Below are 20,966 nucleotides of genomic sequence, written 5' to 3'. Positions count from 1 at the left end.
TCGTAGCTCCAGGTGCCGCCCTCGCGCCCGGTGCCGCTGGCCTTGGTGCCGCCAAAGGGCTGGCGCAGGTCGCGCACGTTCTGGCTGTTCACAAAGCACATGCCGGCCTCGATGGCGGCGGCCATGCGGTGGGCGCGGCCCAGGTTCTCGGTCCACACGTAGCTGGAGAGGCCGTACTGCGTGTCGTTGGCGATGCGGATGGCGTCGGCCTCGTCCTCGAAGGGGATCAGGCAGGCCACGGGGCCGAAGATCTCGTCCTGGGCGATCTTCATGCGGTTGTCCACGTCGGCGAACACGGTGGGCCACACGTAGTTGCCGCGCTGCACGCGCTCGGGCAGCGCGGCCGCGTAGGCGGGACGGTCCAGGCCGCCGCACAGCAGCGTGGCGCCTTCCTTGGGGCCCAGCTCGATGTAGCTGCGCACCTTGGCCAGGTGGGCCTGGCTGATCATGGGGCCCACGATGGTTTTTTCGTCCAGCGGGTCGCCCACGGTGATGCGGCGGGCGCGCTCGGCGAACTTGGCGGCAAAGTCGGCGTAGATGGCCTTTTGCACCAGGATGCGGCTGCCGGCGGTGCAGCGCTCGCCGTTGTTGCTGAAGATCATGAACACGGCGGCGTCGAGGGCGCGATCCAGGTCGGCGTCGGCAAAGATCACGAAGGGGCTCTTGCCGCCCAGCTCCATGCTGAACTTTTTGAGGCCCGCGCTTTGCACGATGCGGTTGCCAGTGGCGGTGGAGCCGGTGAAGCTGATGGCGCGCACATCGGGGTGGCTGCACAGGGGCTCGCCGGCCTGCTTGCCGTAGCCGTGCACGATGTTGAGCACGCCGGCGGGGATGCCGGCCTCCAGGGCCAGCTCGCCCAGGCGGGCTGCGGACAGGGGCGAGAGCTCGCTCATCTTGAGCACGGCGGTGTTGCCGAAGGCCAGGCAGGGGGCCACCTTCCAGGTGGCGGTCATGAAGGGCACGTTCCAGGGGCTGATGAGGGCGCACACGCCCACGGGGTGGAACAGGGTGTAGTTGAGGTGGGTGGGGGTGGGGTAGGTGTGGCCGTCCACGCGGGTGCACATCTCGGCGAAGTAGCTGAAGTTGTCGGCCGCGCGGGGCACGAGCTGCTTGCCGGTTTGCGAGATGACCTGGCCGCAGTCGTTGGTCTCGGTCTGGGCGATCTCGGGCACGTGGCGGGCGATGAGCTCGCCGAGCTTGCGCATCAGCTTGGCGCGCTCGGTGGCGGGCAGGCCGGCCCATTTCGGGAAGGCCGCTTTGGCGGCGGCCACGGCGGCGTGGACCTCGGCCTCACCGCCGCTGGCCACCTCGGCCAGCACCTCCTGGGTGGCGGGGTTGAGGGTTTCGAAGTAGTCGCTGCTGGCGACGGGCTGGCCGTTGATGAGGTGCTGGACTTGTTGCATGGTGTCTCAACCTTGTCGAATGAAGTTGTGGAGCTCGCCGATGGCTTCGATGGAGGTCACGATCTCGGCGCCCGGGGGGCAGTCGACCACCCCGTCGGGTGTGCCGGTCAGGATCAGGTCGCCGGGCGAGAGCGTCATGAAGGCGCTGAAGTACTCGATCAGAAAGGGCACGTCGAACACCATGTCTCGCGTGTTGCCGCGCTGGGTGATCTGGCCGTTCACCGTGGTCTGCAAGGCCAGGCCCATGGGGCCGCCGGGGCGGGCGTGGATGTCGGCGGCGTCCACCAGCCAGGGGCCCAGCGGGGTGCAGGTGTCGCGGTTCTTCACGCGCAGGTTGGGGCGGTACCAGTTCTCCAGGTAGTCGCGGATCGCGTAGTCGTTGGCCACGGTGTAGCCCTGCACGTAGTCGTAGGCCTGGTCGCGCTTCACATGGCGCGCCGTGCGCCCGATCACCACCGCCAGCTCGCACTCGTAGTGCATGTAGCCCACGCCGGCGGGCCGCACGGTGTGCTCGCGGTGGCCGATCAGGCTGGCCTCGCCCTTGATGAACACCAGGGGTTCCTCGGGTGCTTTGAATTCCAGCTCTTTGGCGTGGTCGGCGTAGTTCAGGCCCAGCGCCAGGATGCTGCGCGCCCGTGGCACCGGTGCCAGAGGCGGCAGCCAGCGCACGGCCTCGAAGGGCACGCGCTGGCCATTGTCCAGGCGCAGGGCGCCTTCGTCTTCCACCGCGTGCAGCGGGCCGCGTTCGGGGGCGTGGTTGAGCAGGATGCGGGCGTGCTTCATGCCAGGGCCTCCGTGCCGATGGGGTGGGTCAAGGGGGCAAAGCCCGGGGCGGTGAGCGTGACGGTGTCACCCGGCTGCAGCAGCGGACGCTGGCCGTCGGGGCCCACGTCGCAGCCCAGCATCAGCACATCGCCCGGGCGCAGGGTCATGAAGGCATTCACCTCAGCCAGCAGGGTGGCGGCCGGGCGCATCAGCTGCGACAGGTCCACCGTCTGGCGCAGGGCGCCGTTCACATGGACTTGCAGCTGCAGCGTGGCCAGATCGGTCAGGTCCGTCAGCGGCACAGTCTGCGCGGGCGTGCCCAGAAAACCGTCGCGGCAGCGGAACTTCACTGGGGGCCGGAAGTAGCTGGCATGCGGCAGGCTGAAATCGTTGAGCAGGGCGCAGGCCACCGGCCCTTGATCGCCCATCACCAGGCCGATCGTGGCGCCGGCTTCCACGCCGGCCACCCCGGTGGGCACAAGCACCGTGCCGCCGTCGGGGTTCCTCGTGTTGGCGGTCTTCACATACAGCACCGGGGCTTGTGGCGGGGCCTTGTAGGGGGCCTCGTGCATGCGCGGCTGCCAGCGGTCGTATTCGTTTCGGAAGTTCAGCAGCACGCCGTAGACGGTGCCGGCGGGGTGCCAGGGGTCAGCGCTCATGGTTGCTCCAGTTCGATCAGGGTGTCGAGCAGCTGGTAGAGCTGCAGCAGCTTGTCTTTGCCCAGGGTCTGCTCCATCCACTGGTAATGGGCCTCGATGGTGATGGACAAGGTCTCGACCAGGCGCAGGCCCTTGTCGGTGGCCTGCACCACGGTGCGGCGCGCGTCCTGCGGGTCGCGCTGGCGCTGGATCAGGCCGTCGCGCTCCATGCGGGCCAGCACGCCGGTCAGGCTGGGGCCCAGGATGAAGGCCTCGCGCGCCACCCGCCCGGTCTCGACCACCCCGTGCTCACCCAGCACGCGCAACACCCGCCATTGCTGATCGGACAGGCCGTGCTGGCGCAGATTGGGCCGGGTGTGGCCCATCACCGCTTCGCGCGCCTGCAACAGCAGGCGGGGCAGGTTGCGGTGGGCAAAGGGCTGGACCGGGGGCGGGGGGCAGGACGGGGGGCTGGGGTGGGGTGCTCATTTATTTAACATGTTAAATGTTTGAGGCGTGGCTCAAGCGAGGGAAAACCCGCGAGACGCTACCGGCTGATCCGGCGCGAAGGGATTCCTTGGGGCGCTTTTGCGGGATGGCGTGCTGGCTCATGTCCCTATCTCCCTATCGCCCTATGCGCTGGATCGGCGGGCTTTGCGGCCGATGGATGCATGGCCGCTGAAGATCTGTGCCTGATACGGTGCAACCATTGCACTCTTCCAAGACCATGCCTACACTTGTGCGGCTCGCCAGTTGCAACGTCACGATGTATGCAGCCGACCACCAGCCACCCCATTTCCATGTGCGTGCCCGAGATGGGCGTGAAGCGTTGGTCGTGATTTCTACCTTGGCGATTTTTTCAGGCCAGTTGGGCAAGAGAGAACTGTCTGAAGCCCTGGACTGGGCTGCGGCCCATCGGGCCCTGTTGCTGGCGCGCTGGAAGGAGCTGAACCCTTGACCCATCGACATTTCACCCTGGATAACGTGCAAGTGATGCCACCGCATGGCCTGCGGCTGCACTATGCCGACGGGGAGATCCTGACGGTGAATCTGGAGCCGCTGATCCGCCAGCATCCCAGCCTTGCGCCCCTGATGGACCCCCGTGTCTTTGCCTCCGCCAGCCTCGGCGATTGGGGGGGCAGTGTGACCTGGCTCCAGGACGATGAGCTCGAGTTGGCGGCTGACAATCTTCGGGCCCGGGCGCTTGAACAGGCCGGCGAGGCATCGCACGAATTCATCATCCAGTGGATGGAGCGCCATCGCTTGACGCTGGACCAGGCTGCGCAGGCCCTGGGCCTGTCACGCCGCATGCTGGCTTACTACCGCAGTGGTGCCAGGCCGGTGCCCCGTCATGTGGCCCTGGCCTGCCTGGGGTTTGCTGCGCAGGCGGCGTCGTCTGCCGATTCGGCATTTGCATTTGCGGTTTGACGGTGCCGCAGCAAGGCCCCAGGTCAGGGTTCCCGCCATTGTCCTGACCTGCCCTTATAGTGGCCGCCTGTCATCCAAAGCCCCCTCCCATGTCCCGAGAAAAAACCGTCTACACCTGCACCGAATGCGGTGGCACCAGTGCCAAGTGGCTGGGCAAGTGCCCGCAGTGCAATGCCTGGAACACCCTGGTCGAGTCGGTGGCCGAGGGTTCGGGGGCGGCCAGCAAGAATCGGCTCAGCACCCCTTCTTATTCGGGCTATGCCGGGCTGGCCCAGGCGGTCACGCCGCTGTCGGCCATCGAGGCCACCGAGGTGGCGCGCACGCCCAGCGGGCTGGAGGAACTGGACCGGGTGCTGGGCGGCGGCATTGTCGAAGGCGGGGTGGTGCTGATCGGGGGGGATCCGGGCATCGGCAAGTCGACCCTGCTGCTGCAGGCGCTCGATGCGCTGCAGCGCAGCGGGCTGGAGACCCTGTACGTGACCGGCGAGGAAAGCGGGGCCCAGGTGGCGTTGCGCTCGCGCCGTCTGGGGCTGGACAACAGCCAGGTCAAGGTGATGGCCGAGATCCAGCTCGAAAAAATCCTGGCCACCATCGAGGCGCGCCAGCCCGCGGTGGCGGTGATCGATTCGATCCAGACCATCTACAGCGACCAGCTCAGCTCGGCGCCGGGCTCGGTGGCCCAGGTGCGCGAGTGTTCGGCTCACCTGACGCGGCTGGCCAAGGGCACGGGCATTGCCATCGTGCTGATCGGCCATGTCACCAAGGAGGGGGCGCTGGCCGGCCCGCGCGTGCTGGAGCACATGGTGGACACGGTGCTGTACTTCGAGGGCGACACCCACTCCACCCACCGTCTGGTGCGCGCCATCAAGAACCGCTTCGGGGCGGTCAACGAAATCGGTGTGTTCGCCATGACCGAGCGCGGCCTCAAGGGGGTGAGCAACCCCAGCGCCATCTTCCTGTCTCAGCACAGCCAGCCGGTGCCCGGCAGCTGCGTGCTGGTCACGCTGGAGGGCACGCGCCCGCTGCTGGTCGAGATCCAGGCCCTGGTGGACGGTGGCGGCCCCAGCCCGCGCCGCCTCAGCGTGGGCCTGGAGCGGGATCGCCTGGCCATGCTGCTGGCCGTGCTGCACCGCCATGCCGGCGTGGCCTGCATGGACCAGGACGTGTTCGTCAACGCCGTGGGCGGTGTGCGCATCAGCGAGCCGGCGGCCGACCTGGCCGTGCTGCTGGCCATCACCTCGTCGCTGCGCGGCAAGGCCCTGCCCAAGGGCTTTCTGGCTTTTGGCGAAGTGGGCCTGGCCGGCGAGATCCGCCCGGCCCCGCGCGGGCAGGAGCGGCTCAAGGAGGCCGCCAAGCTGGGTTTCAGCGTGGCCGTGGTGCCGCGCGCCAACGCCCCCAAAAAGCCCATCGAGGGCCTGACCGTGCATGCGGTGGAGCGGGTGGACGAGGCCATCGACCTGATCCGCCGCGAGTTCGAGTGAGCCCAGGCGCGCCCCGCTACGCACAAGCCACAAGGCCCCAGGGGGCACGCTCATAGGACAATGCGCGCATGAATTTCAAGAAAATCCTGGTGCCCGTGGGCGGCATCCTGCTGGTGGCGATGTCCTACCGGGCCTATGGCCTGGGTGGGGTGGCGGTGGCCCTGGGGGGCGTGGTGATGTGGGTGCTGATGCACTACACCCGCCTCATGCAGGTGCTCAAGCGGGCCAACAACAACCCCATCGGCTATGTGGGCAGCGCGGTCATGCTCAACGCCAAGCTGCGCCCGGGCGTGGCCATGCTGCACGTGCTGGCGCTGACCCGCGCCTTGGGTGAACAGCTCTCGCCCAAGGACGAGCAACCCGAGGTTTTCCGCTGGACCGATGGCTCCAAGTCGCATGTGACGGCCGAGTTCCTCAATGGCCGGCTGGTGAAATGGACCCTGTACCGCCCCCCTGTGAGTGAGGGCGACGATTCCGACGCCGCGCCGGCCCCTTAAAATCGTGTTTTGACCTGCCCGGCATTGTGCCGGGGCGGGGTTATCGCATCAGCGACGGCAAACACCCAAGGACACAAGCGCATGAGCACACTCGCCCCTTCAATGGCCGACCGCGACGGCAAGATCTGGATGGATGGCCAGATGGTCGACTGGCGTGACGCCAAGATCCACGTCCTGACCCACACCCTGCACTATGGCTGTGGCGCCTTCGAAGGTGTGCGTGCCTACAACACGGTGAACGGCACGGCCATCTTCCGCCTGGAGGAGCATACCGAGCGCCTGTTCAACAGCGCCAAGATCCTGCGCATGAAGCTGCCCTTCAGCAAGGAAGAGGTCAACGAGGCCCAGAAGGCCGTGGTGCGCGAAAACAAGCTGGAGAGCTGCTATCTGCGCCCATTGACCTGGATCGGCTCGCAAAAGCTGGGCGTCAGCCCCAAGGGCAATACCATCCACCTGATGGTGGCAGCCTGGGCCTGGGGCGCCTACCTGGGTGAAGAGGGCCTCAAGCGCGGCATCCGCGTCAAGACCTCCAGCTACACCCGCCACCACGTCAACATCACGATGACGCAGGCCAAGGCGGTGAGCAATTACACCAACTCGATCCTGGCCAACATGGAAGCCACCGACGACGGCTACGACGAAGCCCTGCTGCTGGATTCGTCGGGCTTTGTGTCCGAGGGCGCAGGCGAGAACATCTTCGTCGTGAAGAACGGCGTGATCTACACGCCCGACCTGTCGGCCGGTGCCCTGAATGGCATCACCCGCAACACCGTGTTCCACATCGCCAAGGACCTGGGCCTCGAGATCGTGCAAAAGCGCATCACCCGCGACGAGGTCTACATCGCCGATGAGGCCTTCTTCACCGGCACGGCCGCCGAGGTGACCCCGATCCGCGAACTCGACCGCATCGAGATCGGCATCGGCTCGCGCGGGCCCATCACCGAAAAAATCCAGTCGGCGTTCTTCGATATCGTGAACGGCCGCAACCCCCAATACGCCCACTGGCTGAGCCCGGTCTGAGCGTCATTGCATCACCCCATTCCAAAAAAAGGGACCCCATGAGTAGCGCTGCTGTTGAACTGCTGGCCAAAGACCTCAACGCCCAGGGGGGCGTTTTCTGCCCCAGCCCCAAGGCCGACATGAAGCTGTGGAACAGCCACCCCAAGGTGTACCTGGACGTGGCCCGCACCGGCGAAGCCAAGTGCCCCTATTGCGGCACGGTGTACCGCCTGAAGGCGGGCGAAGTGGTGTCGCATCACCACTGATGCCCTGGCGGCCCGCGGGCCCCACACCCACTCGTCCGGCATGAGCGCCCCGGAAACCGACGACCTGCCCGATGTGCCGCTGGAGGCGCTGCTGGCCCAGGTCACTGTGCTGGTGGTGACCTACAACAGTGGTCACTGCCTGCCGGTGCTGGGGCAGGCTTTGGCACGCCTGCCGCATGTCATCGTGGTGGACAACGCCAGCCAGGACGACACGCCGGCCCAGGTGGCGCATTGCCTGCCCGGTGCACGCCTGTTGCGGCTGGACGCCAACAAGGGCTATGGCGTGGCCAACAACGCCGGTCTGGCCCAGGTGCGCACGCCCTATGCGCTGCTGCTGAACCCCGACTGCGTGCTCACGCCCGAGGCCATTGCGGCCCTGGTGCAGGCTGCGCGCCAGTGGCCTGACGCCAGTGTGCTGGTGCCCCAGCTCACCGACAGCGACGGCAGCCTGCAGGTCAACTACAGCTGGCCGCGTCATGCCTGGAAGCCCCGCACAGGGGCCGCCGAGGGCCCCTTGGCCGTGGGCTATGCCTGCGCCGCGGTCATGCTGCTGAACATGGCGGCCATGGCGCCGGTGGGTTTTTTCGACCCCCGCTTCTTTCTGTATTACGAGGACGAGGACCTGTGCCTGCGCGTGTTCCAGCGCCAGGGCCAGATCCTGGTGCTGCCCGACATCCGCGTCACCCACCTGTCGCGCGGCTCGGTGCGCGGGCCCCGGCCCTGGCGCTCGGAGTACTGGCGCGGCTACCACCATGCGCAGTCCAAGATCCGCTTCATGGCCAAGCACCTGGGCGTGGCGGCCGGGCGCCGGGCGCATCGGCGCCTGATGGCTTCGGCCGCCCTGAACGTGCTGGCCCGGGCCTTGCTGCTGTCGCCCAAGCACCTGGCGCGCGCCTGGGGCCGCCTGCGCGGCGTGTGGCAGTTGCCGCCGCAGGCCTGATGCCGCACCCACTTTTCTCGAACCCACCATGCCGACACCTTCCACCGCTGTGCGCGCCGACCGGCCGACCCTGACCATCGGCGTCCTGACCAAGAACGAGGCGCACCGCATCGAGAACTGCCTGCGCAGCGCCGCCTTTGCCGACCAGGTGGTGGTGGTGGACAGCGGCAGCACCGACGACACCGTGGCCATCGCCCGGCGCCTGGGCGCCGAGGTGCACCTGTACCCCGACTGGCAGGGCTTTGCCGTGCAGCGCACCCGGCTGCTGGCCCACGCCACCGGCGACTACCTGTTCTACCTCGATGCCGACGAGGTGGTCACCCCCGCGCTGCAGGCCGAGATCGAAGCCGCAGTGCGCTCCAATGAGCGCGCGGTGTGGCAGATCGAATGGAGCGTGGTGGCCTACGGGCGCGAGCTCAAGCACTTTCTGTCGCAGTCGCGCCTGGACCGCATGTTCCGCCGCGACATGATCGAGCGCTTTGACGGGGTGGTGCACGAACACGCCGTGCTTCGCGATGGCGGCCAGCCCCTGCCGCGCCACGCCTTCAAGGCCAAGTTGCTGCACTACTCGCGCGAGACGGTGCGCGGCAGCCTCGAAAAGCTCACCCAGTATTCGATGCTGGGCGCGGCCAAGCGCGCGGCCGCTGGCAAGCGCGGCGGTGTGCTGCGCGGCATGGCCTCGGCCTTTGCCATCTTTTTGCGCCTGTATGTGTTCCGTCTGGGCTTCATGGGGGGCGGGCCGGGCTTTCTGTTTTGCTTCTTCATTGCACTGGAGTGCTTCTTCCGCTACGCCGCGCTGTATTACGACCGTGACAGCCTGAGCCAGTCGGTGGGGCGTTGAGCATGAACCCTGCTTCTCCCCTCCCGGGTCAGCCCTCGCCCACGGAGGCGATGGCCCGGCATGTCTGCACGCTGGCGGCCTTTTTGCTGCCGGCGCTGTCGCTGTGCCTGCCCAGCGGGTATTCGTGGGGGGCCGGCTTGCTGTTGTTGGCCGCCTTGGCCACCGCACCGCGCTGGTGGCGCCAGCCGCTGCAATGGCCGCGCGCCCGCTGGCTGGTGGGGGTGCTGCTGTTCGTGGGCATGGACTGGCTGATCGACGCCCTCATCAGCCAGGGCAGTTGGCGCAGCCTGGACAAGCCCCTCAAGTACTTTCTGGCCTTGCCCTGCCTGTTCTTTGCATTGCGCTTTCCGCCGCGCCCGCGGGCCCTCTGGGCCGGGCTGGCCGTGGGGGCCTGCCTCAGCGGTGCGGTGGCGCTGTACCAATACGGCGTGCTGGGCGAATGGCGGGCCGAGGGCTTCACCAATGCCATCCAGTACGGCAACCTGAGCCTGCTCATGGCCATGATGTGCCTGGTGGGCGCGGTCACCTGGCAGGCCGGCCCGCGGGCCGGGCTGTGGCGTGCTGGCCTGGGCCTGGGCGTGGCGCTGGGGCTGACGGCTTCGCTGCTGTCGCAGTCGCGGGGCGGCTGGCTGGCGCTGGCGTTTGCCTTGCCGGCTCTGGTGTTGCTGTTGCGCCACCGTGTGCCGGGCCGGCGCCTGCTGGGGGCGCTGGCCGCGTTGGCGGTGTGCCTGGGCGTGCTGGTGACGGCCATGGGCCCCACGCTCAAGCTGCGCCTGGAGCAGGCCGTCAGCGAGGCGCGTCAGTATGAGGAACTGGGCACCTCCGAGAACTCGGTGGGCCAGCGGCTGGCGCACTGGCGCCTGGCCTGGAACATGGGCCTGCAAAAGCCCTTGCTGGGCTGGACCCTGGCCGGTTATGTGGAAGAGAAAGAGCGCCTGGTCGCCGCCGGCCAGGCCCCGGCCGAGGTGCTGAAGTACGGCCACGCGCACAACGAGTTCCTGGATGTGTTCGCCAAGCGTGGCCTGCTGGGCCTGTCTTCGGTGCTGGCGCTGTACGGCGTGGTGCTGTGCCTGTTCTGGCCGCGTGCCGGCTGCCGCCTGCCACCCGAGCGCCATGCGCTGCAACTGGCCGGCCTGATGCTGCCGCTGTGCTACCTCGGCTTTGGCCTGACGCAGGCCTTTCTGGGGCACAACAGCGGCACCATGTTCTACCTGTTCGTGACCCTGCTGCTGTACGCCGCGCTGCAGGCCCCCCCCGAAGAAGACGCCGCCGCTACGCCCGCGGCACAGGCCTGAGGAGGGCTCGCCATGCATGTGCTGCTGGTCAACCACGCACCGATCCCGGTGTTTGCCTATGGGGGCACCGAACGGGTGATCTGGGATCTGGGCCACGCCCTGGTGCAGATGGGCCACCGCGTCAGCTACCTGGTGCCCGAGGGCTCGCACTGCGACTTTGCGCAGGTGCTGCCGATCCGTCCGGGCCTCAGCTGGGCCGAGCAGGTGCCGGCCGATGTGGACGTGGTGCACTTCCAGTTCAACCCCAAGGAAGACATCGGGCGGCCTTTTCTGGTGACCGAGCACGGCAATGGCCGCGACCCGGACCCGCTGGCGCTCAACACGGTGTTTGTCTCGCGCAACCATGCCGAGCGCCATGGCAGCCAGCGCTTTGTGCACAACGGGCTGGACTGGCAGGCCTACGGCCCGGTTGATTTCGGGCGGGCACGCGGCCATCACCACTTTCTGGGCAAGGCGGCCTGGCGGGTCAAGAACGTCAAGGGTGCGATCCGTGTGGCGGCGCTGGCCGGGGTGGAGTTGGATGTGCTGGGCGGCACGCGGCTCAACCTGCGCCGCGGCTTTCGCTTCACCTGGTCGCCGCGGGTGCATTTCTTCGGCATGGTGGGCGGGCAGCAGAAGTTCGACCTGCTCAATGCCTCCAGCGGCTTGATCCTGCCGGTGCGCTGGCACGAGCCCTTTGGCCTGGCGGTGATCGAGAGCCTGTACTTTGGCTGCCCGGTGTTTGCCACCCCCTACGGCGCCTTGCCCGAGCTGGTGCCCGAGGGCTGTGGCACCCTCAGCAGCAGCGCCTCGGCCTTGGCCGAAGCCGTGCGCGGCTGGCAGGGCGACCGCCGCGCCTGCCACGCCCATGTGCTGGAGCGCTTCAGCGCCGGGGCCATGGCGCGTGGCTACCTGCAGTGTTATGAGCAGGTGCTGGCGGGTGAAGCCTTGAACGCACAGCGCCCGCACATGGCCGGCTCAGCGTTCGATCAGCCTTGGAGAGAGTAGGGCCCCCACGCTCCCTCACTGCGTGTGGTCGCTGCCCCCAAAGGGGGCCGCAGGCCGCCTTGGGGCGGCCCGGCGCCGGCCTGATCTCTTCGTTGCAGGCCCTGCTGGACCCAGTAAGGTGACCTGACGGTCACCACAGTCGCACTTTGCCCTGTCCGGCCCTGTGCGGGTGGGTCCGTCCTCAGGCTTTGCGCAGCATCTGCGCCTGTTCGGCCATGCGCTGCAGCAGTTCGGCGGCGGGTGGGCAGTCGTGGATCAGGCCCACGGCCTCGCCCACGGTGGCGTGGGCGGCGTTGAAGTCGCCCGCCGCCACGCCCTGGTCGTAGGCGGCACGGGCGGCTTCGGGGGCGGCGCGCAGCGCTTCAATGCGGGATTCCCACTGCCGGTGCAGCGGGTTGCGCAGGGCGCGAAAGTCGTAGGGGGCGGGCCAGTTCTTGCGGCGCAGGATGTCAAACACCTCCGAGCGCGCGGTGCCGTCGCCCGTGCTGGCCTGGGCCTGGGCCTTGGCGCCGGCCGGGGCCAGGCTTTCGGCGCTGGCCCACAGGCGCGAACCCACCAGAGCCCCATCGGCACCCAACGCCAGGGCGGCGGCCAGGCCGCGCCCGTCCGCCACGCCGCCGGCGGCCAACAGCAGGGTAGCGGGCGCATGCGCGGCCAGCCAGTCGGCCAGTTCGGGCACCAGGGTGAAGGTGGCGCGGCCATTGAGCGAGTTCATGCCGTGGCCGCCGGCCTCGGCGCCTTGCGCCACGATGATTTCAGCCCCGGCCTCCAGCGCCTGGGGCACCTGCTCCAGGCGCTGCACCTGGCAGATCAGGGGGATGCGACGCGCCTGCAGGCGCGCCGCATAGGGGCGCGGGTCGCCGAAGGACAGCATCAGGGCGCGGGGCAGGGCCTCGTCGGCCTGGTCGAGCAGCCAGTCCAGGGCCGAGGCGTCTTGATCGAGCTTCCAGGTGATGAAGCCGCAGCCGATGCGGGCTTCTGCCTGTGCCGCGGCCCCCAGTTGCCGGGCCAGCGTGTATTCGCGCCGGGTCCAGTCCAGGTCGCCGTAGCCACCACCCACCAGGCCCAGGGCGCCGGCCTGGGCGCAGGCCGCGCTCAGGGCGCCGCCGGAGGCCAGGGCCATCGGGGCCAGGGCCACCGGCAGGCGCAGGCCGAAGCGTTGGCTGAAACGGGTGCTCAAAGCGCCATGCGAGCGATTTGAAGGAGGGGTGGGTACAGGTGTGTTCATGGGGGCATTCTCGGCGGCGTGACAAATCGAGTCCAACGAATAAAAATGAACGAAACCATCGATTTGAACGAACTGAACGCGCCATGGACTTTGCCGACCTTCAGACCTTCCGCGCCGTGGTGGAGCACGGTGGCGTCACCGCCGCCGCCAGCCGCTTGCACCGGGTGCAGTCCAGCATCTCGGCCCGGCTGGGCGCCTTGGAGCGCGACCTGGGTTGCGCCCTGTTCGAGCGCACGGGCCGGCGCCTGCAGCTCACGCCCGAGGGTCGGCACCTGTACGAGCGCAGTGCCGCCCTGGTGCGCGACATGAGTGCCTTGCGCCAGGAGCTGGCCGGCACCGGTCAGGGCGCGGTGCTGCGCATCGGCTCGATGGAGAGCACCGCGGCCGTGCGCCTTGCCCCCGTGCTGGCGCACCTGCGTGCTCAGCAGCCCGGCATGCGCCTGGCGGTGCGCACGGGCACCACCGGCGCCATGCTGCAGGCGCTGGAGCAGCACGAGGTGGATGCCGCCCTGGTGGCCGGCCCGGCCGACCGACCCGCCCTGCAGTGGCAGCCGGCCTACCAGGAGGCGCTGGTGCTGATTGCGCCCAGCGGGGCCGCTCTGGGCGAGCTCACCTCCCTGGTCACCTTCAGCACCGGCTGCGCCTACCGCGAGGTGGCCCTGGATTGGGCCCAGGCCCAGGGGCGGGCGGTGAGTGCGGGCATCGAGATCGGTTCGTACCACGCGCTGGTGGCCGCCGTGTCGGCCGGCATGGGGCTGGCCCTGGTGCCGGCGGCGGTGCTGCGCGGCCTGGACCCGCGCGGCCTGCAGGTGCAGCCCCTGCCCGAACCCTGGGCGCAGCAGACCACCTGGCTGGTGACACGGCGCGGCCACCCTTCGGCGGCCTTGCGGGCGCTGGCCGAAGCCCTGCCGGAGGGCAACTGAATCAGCGCTGGCGGCTGGCTTCGTAAAGCGGCATCACCTTGGGCAGGTTGCGCTCGATGTCGGCAATGCGGGTCTTGCCCGAGGGGTGGGTGGAGAGGAACTGCGGCGGCGCCCCCTTGCTGGCGGCGCCCATCTTCTCCCACAGCGTGACGCCGGCCCGCGGGTCGTAGCCGGCGCGCGCCGCCAGCTCCATGCCCACCAGATCGGCCTCGGACTCGTCCTCGCGGCTGAACTCGAGGGTCAGCAACTGGGCGCCGTACTGCGTCAGGGTCTGGCCCACCTGGCCAAAGCCCAGCACCTGGCTGAGCACGTTCACCCCGATGTTGGTGGCGGCCGATTTGCCCATGCGCTCGCGGGCATGCTCGCGCAAGGCGTGGGCGATTTCGTGGCCCATCACCATGGCCACTTCGTCGTCGCTCAGCTTGAGCTGGTCCAGGATGCCGGTGTAGAAGGCGATCTTGCCGCCGGGCATGCAAAACGCGTTGATCTGTTTGGAGCCGATCAGGTTCACCTCCCAGCGCCATTCACGCGCGCGGGGGTTCCACCCGTAGCTGAAGGGGATGATGCGGCGCGCGATGTTGCGCAGGCGCAGCACCTGGGGGTGGTTGTCGCTGCCCAGCGCGTTCTTGGCCTGGGCCTCGCGCAGCATCTGGCCATATTGCTGCACCGCGGCCTGCTCGACCTGGCTGGCCGACACCAGGCCGGTGAAGGCCGAGTTCTTGCCCACGGATTCGCTCACGCCCTGGGCCTGCGCGGGGGCGGCCGCCCCCCAGGCCAGTGCCAGTGCCAGTGCCAATGACAAGGCGGGCCACAGGGCGGACAGCCGGGCAGGGCGGTGCCGCCGGGCTGGGGAACGGTTGAAGTGAGGCAGTGCGCGCTCAAGCATGGGCAAGGAATGTGTGCAGTGGACCAGCGCTTATTATTCCCGCATGAACCAAGCCAGCGCCAGCCCCGAGCCCCCCACCCGCAAGTCATGGCTGGAGACCCTGAAGGTCTACCTGGAGCCCGCCAGCCTGCGCATGCTGGCACTGGGCTTTGCCGCCGGCCTGCCCCTGCTGCTGGTGCTGGGCACGCTGAGCTTTCGCCTGCGCGAGGCGGGGGTCGACCGCACCACCATCGGTTACCTGTCCTGGGTCGGCCTGGCCTATGCCTTCAAGTGGGCCTGGGCACCCCTGGTGGACCGCATGCCCCTGCCCGGCCTCACGCACTGGTTGGGCCGCAGGCGCAGCTGGCTGCTGCTGTCGCAGTTGGCGGTGATGGGCGGCCTGGCCGGCATGGCGCTGACCGATCCGCAGCAGGACCTGCATGCCCTGGTGGTCTTTGCCCTGGTGGTGGCCTTCGGCTCGGCCACGCAAGACATCGCGCTGGACGCGTTTCGCATCGAATCGGCCCCCAGCAACGAGCAGGCGGTGCTGGCGGCCTCTTACCAGACGGGTTACCGCCTGGCCATGATCTGGGCTGGCGCCGGTGTGCTGTGGGTGGCGGCACGGGCCGAAACACCGGGCGCCGAGGCCTACCAGCACCTGGCCTGGCAGCGCGCCTACCTGGTGATGGCCGCCTCGATGGCGGTGGGCCTGATCACCGTGCTGCTGTCGGCCGAGCCGGTGCGCGCGGCCCTGCCGCCGGCGCGCAATGCCCTGGAGTGGTTGCGTGGCGCCCTGGTCGACCCGTTTGCCGACTTTCTGCGCCGCTACCGCTGGCAGGCGGCACTGATCCTGGGCCTGATCGCGATCTACCGCATCAGCGATGTGGTGATGGGCATCATGGCCAACCCCTTTTATGTGGACATGGGCTTCACCAAGGACGAGGTGGCGGCCGTCACCAAGGTGTATGGCGTGGTGATGACCCTGGCCGGGGCCTTCATCGGGGGGGCGCTGTCATTGCGCCTGGGGGTGATGCGGGTGTTGATGCTGGGGGCCGTGCTGAGTGCGGCCAGCAACCTGCTGTTTGCCTGGCTGGGCACGCGCGGGCATGACGTGACGGGCCTGGTCTTTGTGGTGTCGGCCGACAACCTGGCCGGCGGCATTGCCTCGGCCGCCTTCATCGCCTACCTGTCTTCGCTCACCAACATCAGTTACTCGGCCACCCAGTACGCGCTGTTCAGCTCCATCATGCTGCTGCTGCCCAAATGGCTGGCCGGTTTTTCGGGCCGCTATGTCGACAGCTTTGGCTATGGCTCGTTCTTCACCAGCACCGCTTTGCTGGGGCTGCCCGTGCTGCTGTTGGTGGCGCTGGCTTCGCGCATCCCCGTCCAGGCTCCTCAGGCGCCTCAGGCGCCGCAGGGCCCTCGGGGCTGAGCCCATGTCAGCGGGGTGTGATGTTCTGTTTACTTTTCTTTACGGTCTCTTCAATCGCCCCGTACAAGAAAAATTGATCATCTGTCAAGAAACTTTACACCGAAGCCTTGCATGAACACCCAGCTCCTGATGATTGAAGATGACGCCCGCCTGGCCCAGATGGTTGGCGAATACCTGGGCCAGTCCGGCTTTGCGGTCAGCCACGCCGCCACCGGTCATGCCGGTCTGGAGCGGCTGCAAAGCCAGGGCAACAACCCCGATCTGGTGGTGCTGGACCTGATGCTGCCCGATCTGGACGGCCTGGAGATCTGCCGCCGCATCCGCTCGCTGCAGGGGCCCCAGGCCCAGACCCCGATCCTGATGTTGACCGCCAAGGGCGACCCGATGGACCGCATCATCGGGCTGGAGCTGGGGGCCGACGACTACCTGCCCAAGCCCTTCGAGCCGCGCGAGCTGTTGGCACGCATCCGCGCCATCCTGCGCCGCAAGGGCGACCAGCCCGGCGCGCCCTCGCAGGTGATGCGCTTCGGCTCGCTGGAGATCGACCGCGACGCGCGCAGCGTCACCGTGTCAGGCCAGCCCTGCGAGCTGACCTCTTACCAGTTCGACCTGCTGATCACCCTGGCCGAACGCGCCGGCCGGGTGCTGACCCGCGACCAGATCATGGAGGCCGTGCGCGGCCGTGAGCTGGAAGCCTTTGACCGCTCCATCGACGTGCACATGGGGCGCATCCGCCTGGCCATCGAGGCCGATCCCAAGTCGCCCAAGCGCATTCTCACCGTGCGTGGCGTTGGCTACGTGTTTGCCAAGCAACAGGACTGATCTTGTCCACACCTCCACCCCTGGCGGTATCGCCCAGCGCCTTCACCGGCTCCCCTTTGCAGCGCCTGACCCGGCGCCTGTATGTCCGCATTTGGCTGGCCGTGCTGCTGGCCATGGCCTTGCTCACCCTGGGTGTGGCCTGGGCCTGGCGCGTGACGACCGAGCCGCCGCTGCTCGAAGCGGTGGTGCGCAATGCCGCCGGCGAGGTGGTGGGGGCGGGCGCGCTGCGCCACAATGGTTCTCACCCGGATGGGCGCGAGCCGCCGCGGGGTGAGCCTGGCCCGAGGGCTGCGGATGGGCCGCACCCGCCACCCCCGGGTGGTCCGGCTGAAGGCGAAGGTCCGCCCCGAGGCGAGAGGTCACCGTTGGAGGCTGTGCGCCACGGCCCGGAGTTTGTGGTCACCATGCACAACGGCGAAGTGCTCAACGTGCACCTGCCGCGCCCGCCGCGCAATTTCTGGAGCCGCCCACCCTTTGGCTTTTTCTGGACCTTGGGCTTGGCGGCGGTGGCGGTGGCCCTGGCGACCTACCCCATCATCCGCAAGCTGACCCGGCGCCTGGAGCAATTGCAGCGTGGCGTGGAGCGCTGGGGCGATGGTGATCTGTCGGTGCGTGTGCCGGTGAAAGGGCACGACGAAGTGGCCTACCTGGCCGGCCGCTTCAACCTCGCTGCCGAGCGCATCGAAACCCTGATGCAGTCGCACAAAAAGCTGTTGGCCAATGCCTCGCACGAGCTGCGCTCGCCGTTGGCGCGCATTCGCATGGGGGTGGAGTTGCTGGGTGAGCAAGCCTCACCGGCCTTCCGCGACGAGATCAAGCGCAACATTGGCGAACTGGACCAACTGATCGACGAGATCCTGCTGGCCAGCCGGCTTGACTCCAGCGAGGCTGACATGGGCACGCTCGAAAAGGTCGACCTCATCGGCCTGGCGGCTGAAGAGGCCGCCCGCGTGGATGCGGATCTGGAGGCGGCCGAAGGCAGTGGCGAGTTGGTCGTCAACGGCGTGTCCAAGCTGATGCGGCGTGCCGTGCGCAACCTGCTCGAGAACGCGCGCCGCTATGGGCGTGGCGACATCTCGGTGCAGCTGTCACGCCAGGGCCCGATGATCCTGCTGGCCGTGTGCGACCGGGGCCCAGGCGTGCCACCGGAGCAGCGCGAGCGCATCTTCGAGCCCTTCTACCGCCTGCCCGGCGCCAGCGAACGTGAAGGTGGTGTGGGCCTGGGGCTGGCCCTGGTCAAGTCGATTGCCGAGCGCCATGGTGGCACCGTGCACTGCGAAGACCGCGAGGGCGGTGGTGCCCGCTTTGTGCTGACCCTGCCCAGCGCCGGCTGAGGGGCGCGCGCCTCACGTGGGCGCCCGCGCTCAGGTGCCCCCGACGTAGGGGTTGCTCTGGCGTTCGCGCCCGAAGGTGCTCTCGGGTCCGTGCCCGGGGATGAACACGGTGTCGTCGCCCATGGGCCACAGCCGCTGGGTGATGCTGTCGATCAGCTGCTGGTGGTTGCCCTGGGGGAAGTCGGTGCGCCCGATGCTGCCGGCAAACAGCACATCGCCCACAAAGGCCCGTTGGATCTCGGGCGAGTAGAACACCACATGGCCCGGCGTGTGCCCCGGGCAATGCCGCACCTGCAGCGTGTGGCGCCCGATCTGCACCGTGTCGCCGTCGGCCAGCCAGCGCGTGGGCGTGAAAGCCTCGGCCACCGGAAAGCCGAACATGCGGCTCTGCTCAGGCAGACCATCAATCCAGAACTGATCGCCTGGGTGCGGCCCGATGATGGGCAGTTGCAGCCGCCGTGCCAGCTCGCCGGTGCCCCCGGCATGGTCGATGTGTGCATGGGTGAGCCAGATCTGTTCCAGCTTCAGGCCCAGGCGCTCGACTTCGGCCAGCAACCGGTCCAGATCGCCACCGGGGTCGATCACGGCCGCCTGCCGGGTTTCATCGCACCAGACCAGGGAGCAGTTCTGCTGGAAGGCGGTGACGGGGAGGGTGAGGTAGTGGAGCATGGGTGGATCAGGGGGCTGTGAACAAGACAATGAACTGCCGGCCAATGTACCGAACTTCTGGCGGGCAGACATGAACCGCAGCGCTGGGCGGTGTTCACAGATTGGTGGCCGCCAGCACCTCGCTCAGGTCGGTCAGGCCGTGCAGCATCTTCTCGATGCCGTCCTGCCGCAAGGTTTTCATGCCGGCGGCCAGGGCGCTCTGGCGCAGTTCGCTGCCGCTGGCGCGGTGGCGGATCTGGCTGCGGATGGTGTCGCTGCTCAGCATCAGCTCGTGCAGGCCCAGGCGCCCCAGGTAGCCGTGGTGCTCGCAGTGCGGGCAGCCGGCTTCGTGGGCGCGGTACAGCATCAGGCCTTGGCCTTGCGGGCCCTGGTCATGCCTGTGCTGCCAGTGGATGATCTGTCGCTGCACCTCCTCCGTGCTCGGTTGGGCCGTGCCATCGCTGGCGCTGAGCAGGTACTGGCGGGCCAGGGCCTGCAGCGCCTCGGGGGTGGCAGCCTGGGCCTCGCGGCAGTGCGGGCAGAGCCGGCGCACCAGGCGCTGGGCCAGGATGGCCAGCAGCGAGTCGGAGAAGTTGAAGGGGTCGAGTCCGATTTCCAGCAGGCGGCCCACGCTCTCGGGGGCCGAGTTGGTGTGCAGGGTGGACAGCACCAGGTGGCCGGTGAGCGAGGCTTCCACCGCGATGCGGGCCGTCTCCTCGTCGCGCATCTCGCCGATCATGATGACGTCGGGGTCGGCGCGCAAAAAGGTGCGCATGGCCGCGGCAAAGGTCCAGCCGATGCGCGGGTTGATCTGCACCTGGCGCAGGCCCTCCTGGGTGATCTCGACCGGGTCTTCGGCCGTCCAGATCTTGCGGTCCTCGGTGTTGATGTCGCGGATCAGCGAATGCAGGGTGGTGGTCTTGCCGCTGCCCGTGGGGCCGCAGACCAGGATCAGGCCGTAGCTTTTCTGGGCCATGGCGCGCAGCGCCTGCAGGTTGGCGGGGTTCAGGCCGATGCTGTCCAGCGGCAGTGGGCGGTGGCTGCCCAGCAGGCGCAGCACCACGTCCTCCAGGCCTTGCGAGGTGGGCACGGTGACCGTGCGCATCTCCAGGCGCGAGTTGCCGAAGCGCGAGAAGTCGATCTTGCCGTCCTGCGGCTTGCGGTGTTCCGAGATGTCCAGCCCGGCCATGATCTTGAGCCGGGTGACCAGGGCAAAGCGCCAGTGGCAGGGCACTTCCAGGTAGTTGATCAGGCGCCCATCCACGCGCAGCCGGATGCGCACCGGCGCCGGTGCCGGCTGCATCTCGATGTGGATGTCGGAGGCCCGGTGGGCCTGGGCCTCGCTGATCAAGGTGTTGATCAGGCGCACCAGCGTGTTGTCGGATTCGTTGACCTGATCGGCGTCGGTGTGGGTTTCAACATCGCTGCTGGGGGCCAGTTCGCTGGCCAGAGCGTGGGCATTGAGCACCTTGGGCGCGTCAACCGTGGCCGAGGTGCCCGTCGGCCCGGTGCCGCCGGTTTGGCGGGGGTAGAAGCGGGCAATGGTGGGCTGCAGCGTGCCGGGTGCGGCCAGGGCCGGCAACAAGCGGTGCTGGGTCAGAAAGCGCAGCTCATCGAGCAGACGTTGGTCCCAGGGATCGGCCATCAGCAGCACCAGCACCTCGTCTTCGAGCAGCAGGGGCAGCACCGATTCGCGCTCGGCCACATGGCGCGGCACCAGGGCCAGGGCGCTGGGATCGGGCGAGAGCTGGCGCGGGTCGATCACCGGGTCGCCCAGCCAGGCGGCGATGGCGGCCTGCAATTGCGCTTCGCTCAGGATGCCGTTGCGCACCAGGATCTGGCCGAGCAGGGTCTTGTCGTGGTGTTCGCCCGGGGGCGCATTGCGCCTTTGCTTTTGCTGGTGGGCCAGCGCGCTCTCGATGGTGGCGCGCCCCACCAGACCGCTTTGCTGCAGGGCCTCGCCCAGGTGTCGGGCCCGGCTCAGGGTGGGGTGGTGGGCATGCAGGCCGTCCCAGAGTTCGCGGCTGGTGGCCGGACGCAGGGGCGGGTTCACGGAAGAGGCTGGCGGTGCAGTCATGAAGGCGCGATCAAAAAGGACTTGGTGGGTTTCAGGCGCCGACCCTTCTTGTTGGGGCTCTGTCACCTGATCGCGTCCTTCCCGGACCCTGTGCAGC

The 20,966-nt window shown here is 68.3% G+C and carries 22 protein-coding genes; 14 read left to right on the top strand and 8 right to left on the bottom strand.

Annotated features, from left to right (window positions below; translation table 11 throughout):
• From hpaE to hpaR, 4 genes are all read right to left on the bottom strand, one after another.
• Positions 1 to 1,403: 5-carboxymethyl-2-hydroxymuconate semialdehyde dehydrogenase (gene hpaE, locus F624_RS0128995; RefSeq protein ID WP_019577891.1), on the bottom strand; the 1,403-nt coding region annotated here is incomplete at its 3' end.
• A gap of 6 nt (positions 1,404 to 1,409) precedes the next feature.
• Positions 1,410 to 2,186 carry a fumarylacetoacetate hydrolase family protein gene (locus F624_RS0128990; protein WP_019577890.1) on the bottom strand — a complete coding sequence of 259 codons (777 nt, stop codon included), beginning with the start codon at positions 2,184 to 2,186 and terminating at the stop codon, positions 1,410 to 1,412.
• Positions 2,183 to 2,827 carry a fumarylacetoacetate hydrolase family protein gene (locus F624_RS0128985; RefSeq protein ID WP_019577889.1) on the bottom strand — a complete coding sequence of 215 codons (645 nt, stop codon included), beginning with the start codon at positions 2,825 to 2,827 and terminating at the stop codon, positions 2,183 to 2,185. The genes F624_RS0128990 and F624_RS0128985 overlap by 4 nt, the downstream gene beginning before the upstream one ends.
• The gene (gene hpaR, locus F624_RS0128980; protein WP_084679765.1) at positions 2,824 to 3,192 is read right to left on the bottom strand and encodes a homoprotocatechuate degradation operon regulator HpaR; all 369 of its coding nucleotides are present in this window, start codon (positions 3,190 to 3,192) and stop codon (positions 2,824 to 2,826) included. The genes F624_RS0128985 and hpaR overlap by 4 nt, the downstream gene beginning before the upstream one ends.
• A gap of 341 nt (positions 3,193 to 3,533) precedes the next feature.
• Here hpaR and F624_RS0128975 point away from each other — a divergent pair, with 341 nt between their 5' ends.
• The 10 genes from F624_RS0128975 to F624_RS0128930 all read left to right on the top strand — a co-directional run bounded on the left by F624_RS0128975 (position 3,534) and on the right by F624_RS0128930 (position 11,540).
• Positions 3,534 to 3,764 (top strand): DUF4160 domain-containing protein, encoded by a 231-nt coding sequence (locus F624_RS0128975; protein ID WP_031256652.1) that lies wholly within the window; start codon positions 3,534 to 3,536, stop codon positions 3,762 to 3,764.
• Positions 3,761 to 4,234, top strand: coding sequence for a DUF2442 domain-containing protein (locus F624_RS0128970; RefSeq protein WP_245573762.1), 474 nt, complete (start codon positions 3,761 to 3,763; stop codon positions 4,232 to 4,234). Before F624_RS0128975 ends, F624_RS0128970 begins: the two co-directional genes overlap by 4 nt.
• Positions 4,235 to 4,323: 89 nt before the next feature.
• The gene (gene radA / locus F624_RS0128965) at positions 4,324 to 5,715 is read left to right on the top strand and encodes a DNA repair protein RadA (RefSeq protein ID WP_019577885.1); all 1,392 of its coding nucleotides are present in this window, start codon (positions 4,324 to 4,326) and stop codon (positions 5,713 to 5,715) included.
• A gap of 68 nt (positions 5,716 to 5,783) precedes the next feature.
• Positions 5,784 to 6,212, top strand: a complete 429-nt coding sequence (locus tag F624_RS0128960; RefSeq protein ID WP_019577884.1) for a hypothetical protein — start codon at positions 5,784 to 5,786, stop codon at positions 6,210 to 6,212.
• An 81-nt stretch (positions 6,213 to 6,293) separates the two neighbouring features.
• The gene (locus F624_RS0128955; RefSeq protein WP_031256650.1) at positions 6,294 to 7,232 is read left to right on the top strand and encodes a branched-chain amino acid transaminase; all 939 of its coding nucleotides are present in this window, start codon (positions 6,294 to 6,296) and stop codon (positions 7,230 to 7,232) included.
• Positions 7,233 to 7,270: 38 nt separating this feature from the next.
• Positions 7,271 to 7,477: a zinc-finger domain-containing protein gene (locus F624_RS0128950; RefSeq protein WP_019577882.1), complete on the top strand. Its 207-nt coding sequence runs from the start codon at positions 7,271 to 7,273 to the stop codon at positions 7,475 to 7,477.
• A gap of 40 nt (positions 7,478 to 7,517) precedes the next feature.
• Complete coding sequence (locus F624_RS0128945; protein ID WP_019577881.1) at positions 7,518 to 8,417, top strand: glycosyltransferase family 2 protein; 900 nt, start codon at positions 7,518 to 7,520, stop codon at positions 8,415 to 8,417.
• A 28-nt stretch (positions 8,418 to 8,445) separates the two neighbouring features.
• Positions 8,446 to 9,258: a glycosyltransferase family 2 protein gene (locus tag F624_RS0128940; protein ID WP_031256648.1), complete on the top strand. Its 813-nt coding sequence runs from the start codon at positions 8,446 to 8,448 to the stop codon at positions 9,256 to 9,258.
• Positions 9,259 to 9,260: 2 nt separating this feature from the next.
• Positions 9,261 to 10,553, top strand: a complete 1,293-nt coding sequence (locus F624_RS0128935; RefSeq protein ID WP_245573761.1) for an O-antigen ligase family protein — start codon at positions 9,261 to 9,263, stop codon at positions 10,551 to 10,553.
• Between the two features lie 12 nt (positions 10,554 to 10,565).
• A complete protein-coding gene (locus tag F624_RS0128930) occupies positions 10,566 to 11,540 on the top strand; it encodes a glycosyltransferase (RefSeq protein ID WP_019577878.1) in 975 nt (324 codons plus the stop codon).
• A gap of 181 nt (positions 11,541 to 11,721) precedes the next feature.
• Here F624_RS0128930 and F624_RS0128925 read toward each other — a convergent pair whose 3' ends face one another.
• A complete protein-coding gene (locus F624_RS0128925) occupies positions 11,722 to 12,768 on the bottom strand; it encodes an NAD(P)H-dependent flavin oxidoreductase (protein ID WP_051107576.1) in 1,047 nt (348 codons plus the stop codon).
• Between the two features lie 83 nt (positions 12,769 to 12,851).
• Here F624_RS0128925 and F624_RS0128920 point away from each other — a divergent pair, with 83 nt between their 5' ends.
• Positions 12,852 to 13,691, top strand: coding sequence for a LysR family transcriptional regulator (locus F624_RS0128920; RefSeq protein ID WP_019577876.1), 840 nt, complete (start codon positions 12,852 to 12,854; stop codon positions 13,689 to 13,691).
• A 1-nt stretch (position 13,692) separates the two neighbouring features.
• Here the strand turns inward: F624_RS0128920 and F624_RS0128915 are convergent, their stop codons facing one another.
• Positions 13,693 to 14,577 (bottom strand): M48 family metallopeptidase, encoded by an 885-nt coding sequence (locus F624_RS0128915; RefSeq protein ID WP_019577875.1) that lies wholly within the window; start codon positions 14,575 to 14,577, stop codon positions 13,693 to 13,695.
• 43 nt (positions 14,578 to 14,620) lie between these two features.
• Between F624_RS0128915 and F624_RS0128910 the strand changes: the two genes are divergently transcribed.
• The 3 genes from F624_RS0128910 (at position 14,621) to F624_RS0128900 (ending at position 18,144) form a co-directional block, all read left to right on the top strand.
• Positions 14,621 to 15,988, top strand: a complete 1,368-nt coding sequence (locus F624_RS0128910) for an AmpG family muropeptide MFS transporter (protein WP_043426959.1) — start codon at positions 14,621 to 14,623, stop codon at positions 15,986 to 15,988.
• Between the two features lie 111 nt (positions 15,989 to 16,099).
• Positions 16,100 to 16,810, top strand: a complete 711-nt coding sequence (locus F624_RS0128905) for a response regulator (RefSeq protein ID WP_019577873.1) — start codon at positions 16,100 to 16,102, stop codon at positions 16,808 to 16,810.
• A 113-nt stretch (positions 16,811 to 16,923) separates the two neighbouring features.
• Entirely contained in the window at positions 16,924 to 18,144 is a 1,221-nt protein-coding gene (locus F624_RS0128900; RefSeq protein WP_051107574.1) for a HAMP domain-containing sensor histidine kinase, read from the top strand.
• Positions 18,145 to 18,174: 30 nt separating this feature from the next.
• Here F624_RS0128900 and F624_RS0128895 read toward each other — a convergent pair whose 3' ends face one another.
• Positions 18,175 to 18,813 carry an MBL fold metallo-hydrolase gene (locus F624_RS0128895; protein ID WP_019577871.1) on the bottom strand — a complete coding sequence of 213 codons (639 nt, stop codon included), beginning with the start codon at positions 18,811 to 18,813 and terminating at the stop codon, positions 18,175 to 18,177.
• A gap of 94 nt (positions 18,814 to 18,907) precedes the next feature.
• Positions 18,908 to 20,869: a GspE/PulE family protein gene (locus tag F624_RS0128890; RefSeq protein ID WP_031256644.1), complete on the bottom strand. Its 1,962-nt coding sequence runs from the start codon at positions 20,867 to 20,869 to the stop codon at positions 18,908 to 18,910.
• Positions 20,870 to 20,966: the final 97 nt, after the last annotated feature.

It is taken from the genome of Curvibacter lanceolatus ATCC 14669, assembly GCF_000381265.1.
GTDB lineage: Bacteria > Pseudomonadota > Gammaproteobacteria > Burkholderiales > Burkholderiaceae_C > Curvibacter > Curvibacter lanceolatus.
This window is presented reverse-complemented; position numbering and strand designations above follow the sequence as displayed.